Genomic DNA, 17,772 nt, shown 5'->3' on the forward strand with positions numbered 1-17,772 from the left:
GTTCGCTCCTAGCGGCGCGTCGTGGTCGACGAGCGCGCCACGCGCCCGCGCTCCGGGCTCAGGAGGTTCCGCTGGAGGAACTCGGGCCAGGGCGTGGATTCGTCGAATCGCACGTACCCGACGCCACGCACGCCCGTCTTGATCTGCTCCGTGTAGTGCATCACGAGCTCGCGCGGCACTTGGATCTTCACGCGGAACATCAGCTTCTCGCGCTCCGACCGGGTCTCGACCTCTCTGGGGGTGAACTGCGCCTCGGGGGACACGAAGCTCACGTAACCAGGCGCGACGCGGTCGGGTGCGTAGTCGAGCTGCACCCGCGCTTCGGCGCCGATCTGGATCTGCGCGGCCTGGTTCGAGGGCAGGAAGATCTCCATGTAGACGTCTTCGAGATCCACGAGCGTGAGGACCTCGCCTCCGGGCCCGAGCACCTCGCCGGGCTCGGCCAAGCGATAGAGCACGCGTCCGTGCACGGGCGAGGTCAGCGTCGCGTCGTCGATGCGACTCTGGACCACGGCGACGTTCGCTTCGGCCACTGCGACTTGCTGCTCGGCGACACGCAGGTTGGCCTCGGCCTCGTCGTGTCCCGCTCGCGCCGTCCTCAGCGCCGTCGTTCGCACGTCGAGCTCGCGCTGGGAGCCGGCGCGCTCCGCGACGAGATTTCCAGCACGCTCCACCTCGATCCGCGCGAGCGCGATCTCGCTGTCTCGCCTGGCGATTCCGGCGCGCGCCACCGCGAGACTCTCGTGGGCGCCGGCCAGATTCTCTCGGGCTTCGGCCAGCTCTTGATCGAGCGTGACCGTGTCCATCCGCGCGAGGACCTGGCCGGGTCGAACGAGGTCGCCCTCCTCCACGTAGATCTCTCGTACTCGGAGCGGCAGTCGAGTGGCGACGTCGACTTCCTGGCTCTCGATCCTTCCGTTCCCGGAGGCGATCCCCTCGGGAAGGGCATCCGCGCGAGACCGCCAGTATCGATATCCGAAGAACCCGGCGACGAGCACGACGGCGAGCACGCCCAGCGTCCATCGCCGAGTCTTCTTGTTCTGCAGCTTCGTCTTGAGCGCCTGGATCTTCGAGGTCATTGCGCAACTCCGCTGTCATCCGTGCGGCGAGGAGGGCTCTCCGCGGCGTCTCCCCCGGCGGTTCGATCACCCGGATCGACGTGCGCCGTGTCCGCGCCCGCGAATTCCTGGTCGATCTGCCATCCTCCGCCGAGCGCTTTGTAGAGCGCGATCGCGCTCGTCGCGGTCGATGACGTCGACTCGGTGTGACGGCTCTGCGATTCCAGGAGCACGCGCTGCGTGTCCAGGACTCGCTGGTAGTCGGTCGCGCCTTCTCGATATTGGATGAGCGCCAGCCTCACTGCGAGCTCGGCCGCGGTGACGGCGGCCGCCGAGAGCGCCACCGTCTCTCGCGAGAGGAGGAATTCGACGATTCCGTCCTCGACCTCCTGCGCGGCGAGCAGGACGGTCTGCGCGTACTCGAGGAGCGATCGCGAATAGCGCGCGTCCTGGGCCGCGATGTTGTTGAGGATCTGCGGGTAGTTGAGGAGGGGCCAGAAGAGACTCCCGCCGAACGTGTAGAGGAACGAGCCGGGCTCGAGCACTCGACCGATGGCCGACTCTGCTCCTGCGCCGACGACGGCAGCCGTTCCCAGCGAGCCCGTGAGGGAGAAGCTCGGATAGAGCTCGGCAGTCGCCGCGCCGACACGGTTGCACTGCGCGATCGCGCGCAGCTCTGCAGCGCGGATGTCGGGGCGACGGCGCAGCAGCTCTGCCGGCAGGCCGATCGCGACTCGGGGCGGCGGAGACGGGATTCCACGGGTCTCCTCGAGGAAGGGCTCGACGAATCCGCGCGGTCTCCCGAGGAGTGTGCTGAGCGCATTCAGCGCCTGCTGGTGCGCGATCCGGAGCGCCGGAATCCGAGCGCGAGTGGTCTCGAGCAACGTGGTCGCCTGAGCGACGTCGAGCTCGGACGTCGCTCCGTTGCGGAAGCGCGAAGTCGCGATGTCCAGCGCGTCCGACTGCACCACGACGTTCGCGTCCGCTTGTGCGATCAGCGTCTCGAACGAGCGCACGAGCACGTAGGTCCGAGCGACCTCCGCGTTCAGCGAGACGATCGCGTCCTGGTAGTCGGCGACCTGTGCGAGCAGGTCCGCGCGCGCCGCCCGCACACCGCGTCGTTGCCGTCCCCAGAGGTCCAGCTCCCAAGTCGCATCGATGCCGACGAAGTACTGTCCGAAGATGTCGGTCGAATCCTCGCGCGTGATCCCTCCGATCGTCCCGCTGGCGACCGGGCTCGGGTTCTGGGGCAAGAGCTCGCCGATCGCGACACCGACCTGCGCCCGAGCCTCCTCGATCCGCAGGCGTGCAATCTGGAGAGAGAGGTCCTGTTCATAGGCGAGCTCGATCAGGTGATCGAGCACCGGGTCGTCGAAGGTCGTCCACCACGCGATGTCGACGGCGGCATTCGTCGCGAGCCGTGGATCGCGGGCTTCCGTCCACTGGGAAGCCAGTGGGACGCGCGGTCGAGCGTACTCCGGGCCCACCATGCAGCCGCTCGCCGCCAGCGCGCACGCCAGCGTCACGACGGCGCATGCGCCGTGCTGCTTCGCGTCCGACCATGGGGTCCGATGTTCGCGCATGGATGCCGGCGTGCTCGGAGCAACCGGGATGCCCTGGGAATCGCTCCACGACTGCGGCTCATCGTCGGGAGACCACGCGCGTCGTGAGCGTGTGAGCGCAGAAAGGAACGCTGCGGGATCCCGATCGAGTGTGGGACTCGTCGCGGCACGACACCGTGTCTCGCGTGTGCGAGCGCGAGGTCGCACTTCGTCCCGTCTACGCGCCCGATGCCGCCGGTTCGGCGACGACGATCCGGGAGATCCGACTCCGCTCCTCGATGCTGGAGTGGCTCGTCTCGTGCTGCCCACCAGCGCAGGAGCCCGAGGCCGAAGAACGGTATGCACGACGGTTCGCGAATCGCAGCGCTGCTGGCGGACGTCGACGGGACGCTGCTCACGAAGGACAAGGTGCTGACCGAGCGGGCGCTCCGCGCGGTCGACTCGCTCCGCGAGCGCGGCATCGTGTTCACGATCACCAGCGGTCGTCCGCCTTTCGGAATGCGGATGCTCGTCGAGCCGCTCCACCTGACGATGCCGATGGCAGCGTTCAACGGCGGCGTGATCGTGCTGCCGGATCTCTCGGTGCTCGATGAGCGCTTGCTGCCGGAGTACTTGCTGCCGGCGCTGCTGGACATGATCGAGGGACACGGGCTCGACGTGTTCGTCTTCCGATCGCGCGACTGGTTCGTGCGCTCCCTGAATGCGCCGCGCGTGAGCCGCGAGACCTCGAACATCCAGCAGGCTCCCGTCGTCGTGAAGAGCTTCGACGAGGTGCTCGCGGGCGTCGTCAAGATCGTCGGCGTGAGCAACGACCTGCCCCGCGTCGCGGCGTGCGAGGCGGCCGTGCGGCAGGCGTTCGGGACCCAGGTCTCGGCGGCGCGATCCGCCCCGCACTACGTCGACGTGACCCATCCGGGGGCGCACAAGGGAGTCGTGATCGAGCGGCTCTCGCGGTATCTGAAGATCCCGCTCGAGCACATCGCCGCGATCGGAGATCAACCGAACGACGTTCTGATGTTCGAGCGTGCCGGGCTCAGCATCGCGATGGGCAATGCGAGTGACGAGGTGAAGCGGCGCGCCACCGTCGTGACCAGCTCGTTCGCCGACGAAGGTTTTGCCGAGGCCGTCGATCGCATCGTCCTGCCTCGCAGCGCGGCTGCGAGCGGCCCTGCGGTGAAGACCACCGGGAGGCTCCATCACCTGGGCCAGAGTCTCTGGCTGGATGGCATCGGCCGCGACGCGCTCGAGTCGGGCGCGTTGCAGCGCCACATCGACGAGCGCTCGGTGACCGGGATCCGATCGAATCACGCGCTCTGGGCACGTGCGCTCGAGACGAGCTCCGCGTACGACGACTCCATCGCGAACGGGCGGCGCCGGAACCGCTCGAGCGAGGAGCTCCTGCTCGACATCGCGATCGAGGATCTCGCGCAGGCAGCGGATCTCCTTCGTCCCGTCCACGAACGCAGCGCGGGCGTCGACGGGTGGGTCTCCCTCGGAACGAGACTGGCTCACGACACGGTGAGCGCGGTCGCCGGCGCGAAGGAGCTCCTCTCCCGCGTGGCCCGCCCGAATTGGATGATCGAGATCCCCGGCACGCCGGCGGGACTGTCGGCCATCGAGCACCTGATCTTCGCCGGAGCCCCCGTCAACGTCGTGCTCCTCTTCTCTCGGGAGCAATACCTCGCGGCGGCCGAGGCGTACCTGCGGGGAGTCGAGCGTCGCGTCGACGCGGGCCTTCGCCCCGACGTCGCGTCGCTGGCCACGATGTCGATCCGTCGTTGGGACGCCGCCGTGGCAGGCGCGGTCCCCGAGGAGCTCCGAGGAGGGCTGGGCATCGCGATGGCCCAACGCACCTACAAGGCGTACCGCGAGGTCCTGCGCTCACCGCGGTGGCAGCGGCTCTACAACCTCGGTGGGCGCCCGCAGCGACTCCTGTGGGACATCACGGGGTCCGAGGACGCGAGTGCGTCCGACGTCACGTACGCGGCCTCGCTGACGGCGCAGTTCACGGTCCTGGCGATGCGGGAGCGCGCGCTGCTGGAGTTCGCGGAGCACGGTCAGGTCACGACGCTCCTGCCGGCCGACGGCGGCACCAGCGACGAGACCCTCGCGCGTTTCCGAGCGGCAGGGATCGACCTGTATGCGCTCGCGCCGAAGCTCCAGGAGGACGGTCTGGCGAGGCTCGCGGGATCGTGGAGCGACCTCGTCGCGACCGTCGAGCGGAGAGCCGGGCGCGGCGACCTCGATCGCCGACAGACAGGTGCTCCCGCCTAGTACCTCTGCCCGGAGCTTCGTTCCGGGCTGCGCTCCACTCGCATCGAACGACGCGAGTGAAGCGCTCTCTCGGCTCAGATCCACACGACGGCGAACACCAGCGCGACCAGCGCGAGCGCGCCCGCGACTGCGAGCACGATCGTGCGCCGCTCGAGCGACGCCATCGCCGCCGGCGAGATGCGCAGCCCGATCGCCGCCATCGACACGGCGAGCGCAGCGTTCGCCGCGTCGAGCACGACGCCGCGTGTCGCCTCCCATGCGCCGTCGATCCCCGTCCCGCGGAGCGCGAAGGAGATCGCGGTTCCGAGGACTCCCACCGCGAAGAACGCGATCGCGAGGCCGGGAACGGCGGGGCGACGCCTGGCGCTCGGCGCAGCGATCGGCGTGACGAGCGGGAGCATCGCGAGCCCCACCGGCAGCAGCGCGACGCGCGCGAGCTTCGTGAGCAGCGCGAGCGGCGCGACCTCGGGCTCGGCCGCGCTCGCCGCCACCACGTGCGCGACCTCGTGCAGCCCGCCGCCTGCGACGAGCGCGAACGTCGGACCGTCGAGCGCGCCGATCGCGTGAGCGCCCGCGAGGAGGAGCGCGAGCGCCGCGCCGAGCACGCTCACCGTCGCCACGGCGAGCGAGACGTCCTCCTCACGCGCGTCCAGCCTCGGCGCGGCGGCGACGATCGCGGCGGCACCGCACACGCTGGTGCCGATCGCGACGAGTCCCGCGAGCCTCGACGAGAGTCCGAGCGCTCGCGCGAGCAGCGCGAAGAGGACGAGCCCGAAGGCCACCGCGACGAGCGCGACGATCCACGGGCGCCACCCCGCGCTCGCGATGAGCGAGCCGTCCAGCCGCAGCGCGCTCGCGACGACGGCGGCGCGCAGCACGTGGGTCGACAGGGTCCGCAGCCCCGCGTCCTCGTCGGCGCGGGGAGCGCTGCCGAGCCGCTCCCGCGTCGCTCGGAGCGCGGCACCGACGAGGAGCGCGGTCGTGAGCGCGCCGATCGCGCGCCACGGCGCGTGCGGCGTCGTGACCAGCGCGAGCAGCGCGATCATGATCGCCGGCCACGCGCGACCGACGTTGCGCGCAAGCGCGACGACATCGTTCGTCCGCATCGCGCTCACCTCCGCTCGTACTGAGAGAAGACGTGCGGAGGCAGATCGTCCGCGACGACGCGGCGCGAGCCGTCGAGCACCACGGGGTCGTGCGCCCGCAGATACCGCCGCACGGCCTCGTGCACGTCGATCTCGTGCGTGACCGCGCTCTTCACGTTCGCGATGCGGCAGAGCGTGTCCTCGGGATCGCCCTCGCGCGCGCACGCGGTCAGCGAGTAGCGCCGCTCGTCCTCGATCGGACGGCCGCCCACGTCGAGCGACACGACGCGCTCGCCGCGAGCGCGGTCGGTCCGGAAGCGCGCATGCATGCCCGAGATGCGCGGCAGCCAGCCGCCGAAGAGCTGGTCGGCATCACGCGAGAAGACGTGCTCGATCTCGCTCTCCCAGAAGTGCCGCAGCTGAGCGCCGGTGACACTCCCCGTGCGCAGCGGCGTCGAGACCGGCAGCCACATCCAGAGGTCGCCCTCGGTGATCGGACCGGGCTCGATCGGATGGCCGAAGCGGAAGCCGTTCGACATCGCGATCTCGGTGCCGGTCGCCTCTCGCAGCGCGTCCGTCACGACCGCGTCGGCCGAGGTCTCGAGCACGCCGTAGCGCTCGAGCGGCACGCCGCTGTGGCCGATGACGCGACCCGCCCGCTCGCGGTGCGGCGCGAGAGCGTCCGCGACGAGCTGCGCGACGTGGGGATCGCCGCGATAGCGATCGGCGCGGAGCTCGACGAGCTCCCAGCGCAGGCGCGGCCGCACGCCGGGCCGCTCGATCTCGACGTCGAGCCGGCCGAGGAACGACGCGAACGCGCCGGGCTCGACGATCCACGTCCCGCCGCGCTCGATCGGCTCGTAGACGCGCTCGTGGGTGTCGCCCGAGAGCACGACGTCGATCCCGGGCACGCGCTCGGCGAGCGCGATCGCGCGCGCCAGGCCGAGGTGCGTGATCGCGATCACCACCTCGGCTCCGTCGCGCTCCCGGAGCGCACGGACGTGCGGCGCGATCACGGTGGCGTCGAGGAATCGCAGACCCGTCGAGTACGCCGGCGGCTGTCGCCGCGGCACGTCGGGGTCGGTCACCCCGACGAAGCCGAAACGCACTCCGCCGACGTCGCGGACGAGCGTCGCGGGGAAGAGCGGCTCGCCGCTCGCATCGTCGACGACGTTCGCGGCGAGGACCGGATATCCGACGTCGCCGAGCAGCTCGCGCATGCGCGCCGGCCCGTGCACGACCTCCCAGTTGCCCGGGATGCCCACGTCCACGCCGAGCGCGCGCTGCGCCGCGAGCACGACCTCGCCGCGCGACCACGCGGCCGGCCCGGTGCCGTGGAACGTGTCACCGCCGTCGACGAGGAGCGCGTGGCCGCCCACCGAGCCACGGATCCGCCGCGCAGCCTCGGCGAGGCGCGCGTAGCCGCCGCCGCGCGAAGAGATGCGCCTTCCGTCGGGCTCGCGGAACACCTCGGGGTGCTCTTCGAGCTGCGCGTGCGCATCGGAGAAGAACATCACCGTCGCCGAGCGCGCCTCGACGGCGCGCGGGTGATCGGTCGAGGCGGGCGCGCTGCCGCAGCCCGCGAGCAGCACGGTGATCGAGAGACAGAGCGCGCTGCGCATCAGTACCTCACGATCGCCGCGTCGCGCGCGACGTAGTCGACCAGCGTCGCGATCGCGTTGGGCACGATCTCGGTGGGCTGGGGATCGAGGCGATCGCGATCGACGCCCATGTGAACGAGCGCGCTGGCGCAGAGCCGCACGCGCACGCCGGCCGCCATCGCCGAGCGGATGAGCTCGGTGAGCTGCGCGGGGCGCGCGGAGATCGTTCCGTCGAACGCCTGCACGCCGCGGCCGTAGACGAGCACCACGACCTCCGAGAGGCGCTGCTGCTCGGCCGCGGTGCGCGCGTGGCGGAAGACCGAGGACATCGTCTGCGCGTCGAGGCCCGTGGTGAGCACGAAGACGAGAGCGCGATCGGAGCGCGCGGGCGCGTCGGCGGCGGGCCGAGCGGGAGACTGCGCATGCAGCGTCGCCGGCGCGCACCCGAGCGCGACGATCGACGCGAAGAGGACGAGAGAACGGATCGTGACCAAGACACACCTCCACGACTGCGCTCCGGAGAGCGCGGGTTGTTCCTCGCGTTCCGCAGGTCGCGGGGGCCGGCGAGGGATCGGCCGCGGGTGACGCTCGGAGAGCCGAGCGTCAGGCGGTCCGTGGAGGTCGATCGAGGCGTGTCGAGCGGGGATGGGCCGAGTCGCGCGCGCGGCTGCGCTCGAGCGCGAGCTCGACGACCGGCGCGCGCACCGTGGTGCACGCAGGAGCGAGGCCGATCGTCGGCGCGCAGGGCGCCGCGTCGTCGACCTCCGCGAGCTGGTCCGCCGCCGTACCGTCGGCGCCGACGTACGCCGTCGCGCGCACGAGCGGCTTCGCTCGCTCGCAGCGCAGAGCGCGGTATGCGCTGACCTGCACGGCGAAGGAGACGACGACCGCGAGCGCGATCGTCACGCCGCGTCGGAGGGGACCGAACGACACGCTCGGGATGCACAGCACTCGGCATGCCCGCGCGAATTCCTCGCGATCACGCCGCGCGTGAAACGTCGTGAAACGGATCCCGCGCTCGACGTTTCATCCGCGCCCGATCCCTTCGCGCGCGATCAGCGCGAGGACACGCGCGCGCACGCCGTCGCGGATCGCGCGCACCTCGTCGATCGGCTTGCCCTTCGGATCGGGCAACGGCCAGTCGTCGCGACGGAGGCCGGGCACCACCGGGCACTGCTCGTCGCAGCCCATCGTGATCAGCATCGTCGCGCCGCGCGCGAGCTCGTCGGTCAGTCGCTGCGGCTGCCGCCCTTCGAGCTCGATGCCGACCTCGCGCATCGCGACCGCGACCTCCGGATGCACGCGCGGTCCGGGCTGGGTGCCGGCGGAGATCGCGCGCGCCTTGGTGGGATCGGCGAGGTGCTCCAGCCACGCGGCCGCCATCTGCGAGCGACCCGCGTTGTGCACGCACGCGAACAGATAGGTCTTCATCACGCCCTCGTCTCGTTCACGGTGCCCGGCGCGCACGGCGCCGCGATGATCTCCACGTCGGTGCCGGGGAAGTGCTTGCGCTGCAGCCAGAGCGCGACGTTCACGAGCCCGATGAGCACCGGCACCTCGACCAGCGGCCCGATGACCGCGGCGAACGCCGCGCCGCTGTCGATGCCGAACGTCGCGATGGCCACCGCGATCGCGAGCTCGAAGTTGTTGGACGCCGCGGTGAACGAGAGCGTCGCGCTCTGTCCGTAGGTCGCGCCCACGCGCTTGCTCATGAAGAACGAGACCAGGAACATCACGACGAAGTAGACGAGCAGCGGCAGCGCGATGCGCAGCACGTCGAAGGGCAGCTCGACGATCGTCTCGCCCTTGAGCGAGAACATCACGACGATCGTGAAGAGCAGCGCGACCAGCGTGATCGGCCCGATCCGCGGGACGAACGTCGTCTGGTACCAGTCGGCGCCGCGCGCGCGAACGAGCACGAAGCGCGTCAGGAATCCCGCCGCGAACGGGATGCCGAGGTAGATGGCGACGCTCTGCGCGATCTCGCCGATCGTGATGTCGACCACCGCGCCCTCGAGCCCGAGCCAGCTCGGCAGCAGCGTCGCGAAGAAGTACGCGTAGACCGAGAAGAAGAGGACCTGGAAGATCGAGTTGAACGCGACGAGGCCCGCGCAGTACTCGGTGTCGCCCTTCGCGAGATCGTTCCAGACGATCACCATCGCGATGCAGCGCGCGAGCCCGATCAGGATGAGCCCGAGCATGTATTGGGGCTCGTCGCGCAGGAACAGGATCGCGAGGCCGAACATCAGCACCGGGCCGATCACCCAGTTCTGCACGAGCGAGAGCACGAGCACGCGCCGGTTGCGGAAGACCTTGCCGAGATCCTCGTAGCGAACCTTCGCGAGCGGCGGATACATCATCAGCACGAGCCCGATCGCGATCGGCACCGACGTGGTGCCGACGTTCATCGCGCCGAGCGCGTCGCGCACGCCGGGCACGAGCACGCCGAGCGCCACGCCCACCGCCATCGCGCCGAAGATCCAGAGCGTCAGGTAGCGATCGAGGAACGAGAGATTCCGGGCGACGCCCGTGGTCTGCGCGGACATCGGGTCAGCCTTCCTTCGCGAGCTTCTCGGGCGCCTCGAGCGCGGCCTGACGCGGCGGTGCGAGCGCGGAGATGAGGTCGCCGAGCGCACCGACGATCGAGAAGTCGAGCGAGTAGTAGACCCACGAGCCGCGCCGCTCGGAGCACACGACACCCGCGTCCTTGAGGACCTTCAGGTGATGCGAGACGGTCGGCTGCGCGAGACCGAGGCCAGGCGTGATGTCGCAGACACACACCGCCCGGCCCGCGGCCGCGAGACGCGCGACGATCTCGAGACGAGCTTCGTCGGCGAGCGCTCGCAGGAGCGGCGCGTGACCGCGAATCGAGCGCGGAGCGATGACGGCCGGCGTGTCGCAGCGGTCGCGAAGGTCGTTTCGAGCCATCGCGCGCAGACTACGGCGAAATCGACGACCGTCAATACCGTCGATCGAGCGACACGAGATTGGCGCGAATGCTCATCGTTCACTTCGACGAAGTACGATATCGCGCCGCGGCTAGCTCGGCTCGCCCTTGCACCCACTGCACCCGCGCGGCGTGCACTCCGTGATGCGACGCCGCGCATCGAGCTCGATCGCGCACGCTTCCTCGAACATGCGCCGGAGCTGCTCGCGCCCGCGCTGCACCCGCGACTTCATGCCGGAGTGCGACACGCCGAGCATCGCTGCGGCGTCCTTCTGCGACACGCCTTCGATCTCGGTGAGCGTGATCGCTTCGCGGTAGGGCGACGGGAGCATCGTGACGAAGCGCGCGACGCACCCCACGAGCTCGCGCGTGAGCGCGTCGTCGCTCTCGCCGTCGTCGGGCGCGGCTTCGATCACGACGTCGTCGCCCGCGACGGGATGACGCGCGCGCGTGCGCCGGTGCTCCGCGATCGCGCTCCGCGCGACCTGGAAGAGCCACGGCGCGAGCCGCTCCTGATCGCGCGCCTGCCCGATGCCGCGCTGCATTCGCAAGAACACGTCCTGCAGCACGTCGTCCACGTCGGCGGGCGCGGCGACACGACGCGCGACGAACGCGCGAAGGCGTCCTTCGAGCTCGCGCCACACGCGCTCCGCCTGGGGATCGTTCACGCGCAGCACTCCGGACCGCAGCACGACTTGCCGGGCTTGATCGCCTCGATCGCCGCGGAGGCGACGTAGCGCTCCGCGCCGCTCTCGGGGAACCAGTCGCGGATCGTCGCGCGCGAGGCTTCCTTCACGTCGACGCGCACCTCGCCGAAACCGGCCTTGGTGAGCATCGCGCGGAGCTCCTCGACGTGCGCCGCGCCCGCGACACACCCGGTGTACGCGGCGACGTCGGCGCGCACCGCGTCGGGCAGCACGGCAGTGGCGACGACGTCCGCGATGGCGAGACGACCGCCCGGTCGCAGCACGCGGAACGCCTCGCGGAACACGGCGGCCTTGTCGGGCGACAGGTTGATCACGCAGTTGGAGATGATGACGTCGACGCTCGCATCCGACACCGGCATACGCTCGATCTCGCCGAGCCGGAACTCGACGTTCGTCGCGCCCGCCTTTGCCGCGTTGGCGCGTGCCTTCGAGATCATGTCGGGCGTCATGTCGACGCCGATCACGCTTCCCTTCGGTCCGACCTGTCGCGCCGCGAGGAGCGCATCGAAGCCACCGCCGCTGCCGAGATCGAGCACGGTCTCGCCCTCCTGCAGCGCTGCGATCGCCTGCGGGTTCCCGCAGCCGAGGCCCATGTCGGCGCCCTGCGGGACCGCCGCGAGCTCGGCGTCGCTGTAGCCGAGGCCTGCGCTCGTCGAGCCGACGCCGAGGCCTGCGCTGGTCGGGCCGCAGCACCCGCTCGGCGCGCACCCGCACGAGCCACCCTCGCGCGCGATCTTCCCGTACGTCTCGCGCACGGTGCCCCGGATCTCGTCCATCGTCTTGGTGTCGGTCATCTCGAGCCTCCTGCTAGGGAAGACGGGCTCTCCGCCGGAAGGACGCAGACAATCGTCATCGGTCCGCTCGGCGCGCGATCTCGGCCGCGACGCCGACGACCAGATACATCGCGAGGCCGTAGACGAGGATCGCCTCGGTCGTTCGGGGCGCGGGGTACACGGTCGCGGCGAGCGCGAGCGCCAGCGACAGACTGCGCACGCCGGTCGAGACGCCGAGCGCGACGCGGCTCGCGCGCTCCGCGCCACGTCCGAGCAGCTGGGCCGCCATCACGCCCACGAGCGTCAGGAGCACCGAGGCACCGAACGTCCACGGCCCGGCTTCGAGCACCGAGCGCCAGCGCGCGATCGCGATGCCGGCGATCAGCGAGAGGAGCAACAGGTTCGAGGCCGCGTTCGCGATGCGCGCAGCGCGCACCGTCACGTCGCCCGAGAGGTGCGCCCGCGCGATCACCGCGAGCCCGAGCGGCACGAGCTGCAGCGCGATCGCCACGCCGGCGCCGCTCGCCGCGGCGACCAGCGATGCGCGCGAGCCCCCGCCCGTGAGCAGCGCGACGAGCGCCGGCGTCGCGAGCGCACTGAGCAACGTCGCGAGCACCACGAGCGCGGCCGTGAGCGCGGCGTTTCCCCGCGCGCGCAGCGTGAGCACGGTCGCGGACGCGCCGCCGGGAGCGCACGCGGCGAGCGTCAGCCCTACCCGCGTGTCGGCGTCGATCGGCGCCAGCGCGAGGACCGCGGCGGCAGTGAGCGGCACGACGACGAGCGTCGCGATCATCGCGCGCACGAGGAGCCCGCGCTGCGCGAGGATCGATCGCGCCCGCGCGGCGTCGAGATCGAGCCCCACCGCCGCCATCGACGCGACGACGAGGAGCGCAGCGACGACGCGCTCGAGGAGCGTCATGCCCGCGCCCACTGCGCGCCGCGCACCGCGAGCCACACGTGCACGATCGCGATCACGATCGCGCCCGGCACCAGGTTGGCGGCGATCGCGGCGCCGAGCGACGAGAGCCCGGTCGACATCGACGGCGCATCCCAGGCCCACGCGTCCGCCGGGCGGGCCGCGAGCGCGAGCGCGATGGCGGCAGTTCGCAAGATCGTCAGCACGACGTGCAACAGATACTCACCGCGCGACAGACCGCCGAGCTCGCGACGCGACTCGGGCTCCACGAACACGTCCCAGAGCTCCACGACGGTGTCCGCCGCGGCGAGCCCGACGCCGAGCCACAGGAGCGCTCCCGCCGAGGGCAACGCGAAGAGCACGAGGGCGATCGGACCGAAGAGCATCGCGCGCGCGGTGTGCAGCGCGTGCTCGCGCCGCGTCTCCGGGCGCGCGTGGAGACGGTCGCGGACGAGGTGGAGATAGATCCCGTCGATCGCCGCGAGCGCCGTGAACGCTGCGAGCACCAGCGACGCCAGCAGTGAGAGGTCTTCGTCGATCTGCATCTCGTTCTCCCGTGTACAATCATGCACAGATACGGGCGCGCGAAGTCCGATCGGCCGCGCGGCCCGCGTCGTCTCAGTCGCCGCGCGCCGGTCCCTTGCGACGCAGCGTCACGAGCGCCGGAGGCGGGCAGCACAACATCACGAGCGCGCGCGCTTCGGCGGTGATCGCCTCGAGCCGAGCGAGGAATCCCGGGCCGTCGACGTCGTAGATGCGCCGCCGGCCTTCCTTGCGCGCGCTCACCAGGCCCGCGTCGAGGAGCACCTTCAGATGACGCGACACGACCGATCGCTCGAGCGGGAGCGGGGCCGCGATCACGCCCGCTTCGGACGGCCCGTTCAGCAGGAGGAACTTGACGATCTCGACGCGCGCGGGCTCGGCGAGCGCCGAGAGAAGGCGCGAATCGAGCACCTTCACCAGCTCGCGCGCCGCGCGTTCGCGTTCCGTCGCCACGATGCGTGTATGGCTCTACACGCTTCGCCGGTCAAGACGCCGCGTCGGATGGTGCGCGCCGAGCACGCGGTGCTCGCGATCCCCGCGCAGGTGCCGCCGAATCGGCCCCACCCACGGAGCCAGCGCGAGACACGCGAGCGCCACGGGCCACCGGACGAGCTCGAGCGGCCCCGGGAACGCGACGCAGCCCGTGCCGTGCGTACCGAGAGTCGGCGCGGTGGCGATCGCGACCGCCGCGAGCGCGAGCGCGAGCAGCGCGCGCCCCGATCGGCGTTCGAGCGCGCGGAGGGCCGCGGCGAGCGCAGCCGTGGCGAGGGCGACGTGGGGCGTCGGCCACACACGGCCGGTCACGCTCCCGAGACTGCCGGTCTCCGGCCACCACAGCAGCGTCGCGAACGCCAACGGAAGCAGCGCGCCTGCGATGGCCGCCGACACCGCGATGCGAGTCACCGCGGGCTCGTCGGACCGCCGGACCACCACCGCGAGCGGCGCGACGAGCACCACGGTCGCGGCGATGGCGAAGCACGACGCGAGGACGTCGCGGTCGGTCCACGTCGTCGCCGCGATGGGTAGCGGCAGCGCGGCGGCGACGGACGCGCGGACCACGGACCGCGTGCTGGTGAGGAAGGGCGCGAGCAGTGGCGCGCCGAGGACCACGAACCAACCCGGAGCCTCGAGGACGATCGCGCCCGCCGACTCGAGCCCGTAGCGCGCGCACGACGCAGTGGCGAAGCACGCGGCGAGCAATGCGAGCACCGCGAAGCGCAGGACGAGCATCGGCATCACGGTGCGACCGCGCGGCCGCGTCGAGGTTCCGAGCCATGCGCTCGCGACGTCGACGAGCCGCGCGCTCGTCGTGAATCGGTCGGGATGACGAGCGTGACTACACGTCGAGCACCGCGGCGAGCGCTGGCGCGCCGTACTCCGCGCCGCCGGTGTGGACCCGCAGATTCCCGCGAATCTGCGCGACTCCCGAGGAGTGCGTGTGCCCGCAGAGGACGGTGAACGTGCAGCTCGGGTGGCGCTCCGCGAGCTCGAGGAGCGCATCTCCCATCGCCTGGCACGCGAAGAACGGGAGCCAGTCGGGTGCCGACATCGCGCCCTCGTGCCAGCTCGCTTCGGGAAACGGCGGGACGTGCGTCGCGACCACGCAGTGCTGTATGCCCTGCATCGCAGTCGCGCCGGTATGCGCGCGCAGCGACGCCGCGGCCTCGTCGCCCAGCGCCTCGAGCCGAGCGCGCAACACGTCGCGCGAGAGGCCGGTGAGCTCGCGGATCAAGAGATGATCGTTGAGCCAGATCTCCGAGCGCTCGTAGTCGCCGGCGCGCCCATCGCCCCAGCCGTCGTGCCCGACGAGCAGCGTGGTCGGCCCGAGCCTGATCGCACCGATCGCAGGCAGCCATCGCAGCCATCGCGAGGCGCTGCTCAGCGCAGTCATCTCGGCGCGCACTCGTTCGATGCTGCCGTGATAGAAGTCGTGATTGCCGAGCACGAAGTAGATCGGCCGCTCGATCACCGACGCGATCTGCTCGAGCAGCGGTGAGAGCGAGCCCGCCTCCGCGATGTCGCCGGTGAGCACGACACACTCGCCGCCGCTCTGGGCGAGCGCGCGCGCGAACCTCGTGACGCCCGTCGCATCCAGGAAGTCGAGGTGGACGTCCGTGGCCCAGGCGATGCGCATCCTTCGCCCGTCAGTACACCGACGTGCCGAACTGGCCATCTGCCGGCGCCGCGAGCGCTGTCGCCCACGACGTCGCGAGACCGGCGCCGTCTCCGCGGTACACGTATGCCGCGCCGAGCGACATCGCCGTTCCCGGCGCGCCGACGATGACGTCGCCGTCGCCGTCGCCGTCGAGATCGCCTGTGCCGGCGAGGGCTGTGCCGAACCCTGCGGACGTGGCCTCGGTGATCTCCGCCGCAGCGGGGCTCGCGGGGCCGCTCGCGCCGCTCACGAAGAGGTACGCCGTGCCGGTGCTCGGAACGCCGACCAGCAGGTCGCCGTCGCCGTCGCCATCCACGTCGCCTGCGCCGGCGACTCCGCACGGCCTGCCCGACACGACGACGCGACTCAGCGAGGTCGTGAAGATTCCGCCGCTCCGGCCGCGATAGGTCCGAGCCGCACACGAGGCCGGGACCGCGTCTTCTTCCGTGACGACGAGGTCCGGGTAGCCGTCGACCGGCGCGGTGTCGCCCATGTTCGCGAGCGAGCGACCGAACCAGCCATTGTCGCCGGCCGGCGGAGTGAGCGTCACCGCGGGCACCGTCGCGAGGCCGAGCGCGCTGCCGAAGAACACGTACACGCGCCCGGTGTCGGCGCTCTCCAACGGCGCGCCGATGGCGAGATCGGAATAGCCGTCCGCGTTCCAGTCGCCGCTCGCGATCCCCGTTCCGAACCGGCCGGCGACCCGCGGCCCGCTCAGAGCGACGGCGGGCGTCGTCGCGAGACCCACCGCGCCGCCGAGGTACACGTACACGGCTCCTCGGGTCGACAGCACGCTCGGCGCGGCGATCGCGACGTCGCAGTAGCCGTCGCCGTTCACATCGCCCGCGCTCAGCACCCGCGATCCGAAGAACCCGCCGGCTCCGTCGGGGCCCACGAGGTCGGTCGCGGCGCTCACCGACAGCCCCGACGGTCCGCCGAGGTACACGTGCGCCGCGCCGGTGTTCGCGCTCACCCCGTCCGCGCCGATCACGACATCGGCGAATCCATCGCCGTTCACGTCGCCGGCGCTCGCGACCGCGACACCGAAGTGCCCACCGGCTCCGTCCGGGCTCGCGAGGGTCGTCGTCGGATCGGGCGTACGGGCCAGCCCCCCCGCGCGCCCGGCGAAGAGATAGGCGGCACCGACGAACATCCTCGTCGCGGGATCGGTCGCGCCGGGAGCTCCGACGAGGACGTCCGGATGTCCGTCGCCGTTCGCGTCGAGCGTCGTGCCCCACGAGTTGTCGATCGTCGCCCCCGTCGCGCCGCGAACGAGCTGCCACGTCGGGCTCGGGGCGGTGCCGGTCGCGGATCCGACGCGGCCTCGCAGTCGCCAGAAGACGACGCCGGCCGGCAGATCGCTCCTCGGCGCCGCGCTGGTGCCGGTCGCGTCGAGTGTCTCGAGGACCGTCGTGCACGCGCGGTCCCGACAGATCTCGACGCGCGCGCCGTCGGTGCCGGGCGCGAGGCTCCAGCGCAGCGTGGGTCGTCGCGAGCTGACCGTCGCGGTCGACAGCGGCGCGATCGGGCGCGGCGCAGGGACGTCGCACTCCGTCCCGACGAGCGTGTATCCCGAGTCGCACGCGAACCCGCAGGTGACCCCATCGCAGCTCGACGTCGCGTGCGCGGGCGCAGGACACGGCGTGCAGCTCGTCCCGCACGACGCCGGAGACGTGTCGGCCGCGCAGTCGTCGCCGCATGCGTGGTAGCCCGGGTCGCACGCGCTGACGACGCACGCGCCCGACACGCAGCTGCTCGCCCCGTGCGCGATCGCGCAGCTCTCGCTCGCGGCAGGCTCCTCGTCGGTCGAGCCGTCGCAATCGTCGTCGCGCGTGTCGCAGGTCTCGGCAGCGTCCGGGTGCCGGCTCGCATCGGAGTCGTCGCAGTCGTCGCCCCCGCAGACGCTCGATCCGTGGCCGTCTCCGTCGGCGTCGCAGTCGAACGCGTCGACGTCGGAAGCGTCGACGAGCTCCGCGTCGGCGGCGGTGGTCGCGTCGCTCGACGCCGTGTCGGCGTCGACCGGGCCCATCGCGTCCGGGGAGGACGCGTCGTGGTCGGCGGTGGGCTCGGCGCACGCGCCGATCACGACCAGGAACGCTGCAATCCACGGGTGGCGCTCGCGGCGCCCGCTCGGTCCAGCCGTCATCGATG

At 71.5% G+C, this 17,772-nt stretch carries 18 protein-coding genes; 1 reads left to right on the forward strand and 17 read right to left on the reverse strand.

Features of this window, described 5'->3' with window-relative positions:
* Positions 1-8: 8 nt before the first annotated feature.
* Both I5071_RS24295 and I5071_RS24300 read right to left on the reverse strand, forming a co-directional pair.
* Complete coding sequence (locus I5071_RS24295) at positions 9-1,079, reverse strand: HlyD family secretion protein (RefSeq protein WP_236515171.1); 1,071 nt, start codon at positions 1,077-1,079, stop codon at positions 9-11.
* Positions 1,076-2,929: an efflux transporter outer membrane subunit gene (locus tag I5071_RS24300; RefSeq protein WP_236515173.1), complete on the reverse strand. Its 1,854-nt coding sequence runs from the start codon at positions 2,927-2,929 to the stop codon at positions 1,076-1,078. The genes I5071_RS24295 and I5071_RS24300 overlap by 4 nt, the downstream gene beginning before the upstream one ends.
* Before the next feature lie 30 nt (positions 2,930-2,959).
* On the opposite strand from I5071_RS24300, the gene I5071_RS24305 reads away from it, so the two are divergent.
* Positions 2,960-4,894 carry a Cof-type HAD-IIB family hydrolase gene (locus tag I5071_RS24305; protein ID WP_236515175.1) on the forward strand — a complete coding sequence of 645 codons (1,935 nt, stop codon included), beginning with the start codon at positions 2,960-2,962 and terminating at the stop codon, positions 4,892-4,894.
* Between the two features lie 74 nt (positions 4,895-4,968).
* On the opposite strand, the gene I5071_RS24310 is transcribed toward I5071_RS24305, so the two are convergent.
* From I5071_RS24310 to I5071_RS24380, 15 genes are all read right to left on the reverse strand, one after another.
* On the reverse strand, positions 4,969-6,000 hold the full coding sequence (locus I5071_RS24310) for a putative sulfate exporter family transporter (protein WP_236515177.1): 1,032 nt from the start codon (positions 5,998-6,000) through the stop codon (positions 4,969-4,971).
* A 5-nt stretch (positions 6,001-6,005) separates the two neighbouring features.
* Positions 6,006-7,601, reverse strand: a complete 1,596-nt coding sequence (locus I5071_RS24315) for a bifunctional metallophosphatase/5'-nucleotidase (protein ID WP_236515179.1) — start codon at positions 7,599-7,601, stop codon at positions 6,006-6,008.
* Positions 7,601-8,074 carry a DsrE family protein gene (locus I5071_RS24320; RefSeq protein WP_236515181.1) on the reverse strand — a complete coding sequence of 158 codons (474 nt, stop codon included), beginning with the start codon at positions 8,072-8,074 and terminating at the stop codon, positions 7,601-7,603. The genes I5071_RS24315 and I5071_RS24320 overlap by 1 nt, the downstream gene beginning before the upstream one ends.
* Before the next feature lie 109 nt (positions 8,075-8,183).
* Positions 8,184-8,513 (reverse strand): hypothetical protein, encoded by a 330-nt coding sequence (locus tag I5071_RS24325; protein ID WP_236515183.1) that lies wholly within the window; start codon positions 8,511-8,513, stop codon positions 8,184-8,186.
* 93 nt (positions 8,514-8,606) lie between these two features.
* On the reverse strand, positions 8,607-9,011 hold the full coding sequence (locus I5071_RS24330) for a low molecular weight phosphatase family protein (protein ID WP_236515184.1): 405 nt from the start codon (positions 9,009-9,011) through the stop codon (positions 8,607-8,609).
* Entirely contained in the window at positions 9,011-10,126 is a 1,116-nt protein-coding gene (arsB, locus tag I5071_RS24335) for an ACR3 family arsenite efflux transporter (RefSeq protein ID WP_236515185.1), read from the reverse strand. Before arsB ends, I5071_RS24330 begins: the two co-directional genes overlap by 1 nt.
* Positions 10,127-10,130: 4 nt before the next feature.
* Positions 10,131-10,508 (reverse strand): ArsR/SmtB family transcription factor, encoded by a 378-nt coding sequence (locus I5071_RS24340; RefSeq protein ID WP_236515187.1) that lies wholly within the window; start codon positions 10,506-10,508, stop codon positions 10,131-10,133.
* 111 nt (positions 10,509-10,619) lie between these two features.
* Positions 10,620-11,195, reverse strand: coding sequence for a sigma-70 family RNA polymerase sigma factor (locus I5071_RS24345; protein WP_236515200.1), 576 nt, complete (start codon positions 11,193-11,195; stop codon positions 10,620-10,622).
* Positions 11,192-12,028, reverse strand: coding sequence for an arsenite methyltransferase (locus tag I5071_RS24350; protein WP_236515201.1), 837 nt, complete (start codon positions 12,026-12,028; stop codon positions 11,192-11,194). The genes I5071_RS24345 and I5071_RS24350 overlap by 4 nt, the downstream gene beginning before the upstream one ends.
* Positions 12,029-12,083: 55 nt before the next feature.
* Positions 12,084-12,926 carry a bile acid:sodium symporter family protein gene (locus I5071_RS24355; protein ID WP_236515202.1) on the reverse strand — a complete coding sequence of 281 codons (843 nt, stop codon included), beginning with the start codon at positions 12,924-12,926 and terminating at the stop codon, positions 12,084-12,086.
* Positions 12,923-13,468, reverse strand: a complete 546-nt coding sequence (locus I5071_RS24360) for an intracellular growth attenuator family protein (RefSeq protein ID WP_236515203.1) — start codon at positions 13,466-13,468, stop codon at positions 12,923-12,925. The genes I5071_RS24355 and I5071_RS24360 overlap by 4 nt, the downstream gene beginning before the upstream one ends.
* 73 nt (positions 13,469-13,541) lie before the next feature.
* Entirely contained in the window at positions 13,542-13,919 is a 378-nt protein-coding gene (locus tag I5071_RS24365) for an ArsR/SmtB family transcription factor (RefSeq protein WP_236515204.1), read from the reverse strand.
* A 15-nt stretch (positions 13,920-13,934) separates the two neighbouring features.
* Positions 13,935-14,702, reverse strand: coding sequence for a hypothetical protein (locus I5071_RS24370; RefSeq protein WP_236515205.1), 768 nt, complete (start codon positions 14,700-14,702; stop codon positions 13,935-13,937).
* A gap of 100 nt (positions 14,703-14,802) precedes the next feature.
* Complete coding sequence (locus I5071_RS24375; protein ID WP_236515206.1) at positions 14,803-15,600, reverse strand: metallophosphoesterase family protein; 798 nt, start codon at positions 15,598-15,600, stop codon at positions 14,803-14,805.
* 10 nt (positions 15,601-15,610) lie between these two features.
* Positions 15,611-17,767 (reverse strand): VCBS repeat-containing protein, encoded by a 2,157-nt coding sequence (locus tag I5071_RS24380; protein ID WP_236515207.1) that lies wholly within the window; start codon positions 17,765-17,767, stop codon positions 15,611-15,613.
* Between the last annotated feature and the right edge of the window lie 5 nt (positions 17,768-17,772).

Source organism: Sandaracinus amylolyticus (assembly GCF_021631985.1).
In the GTDB taxonomy this organism is placed as follows: domain Bacteria; phylum Myxococcota_A; class Polyangia; order Polyangiales; family Sandaracinaceae; genus Sandaracinus; species Sandaracinus amylolyticus_A.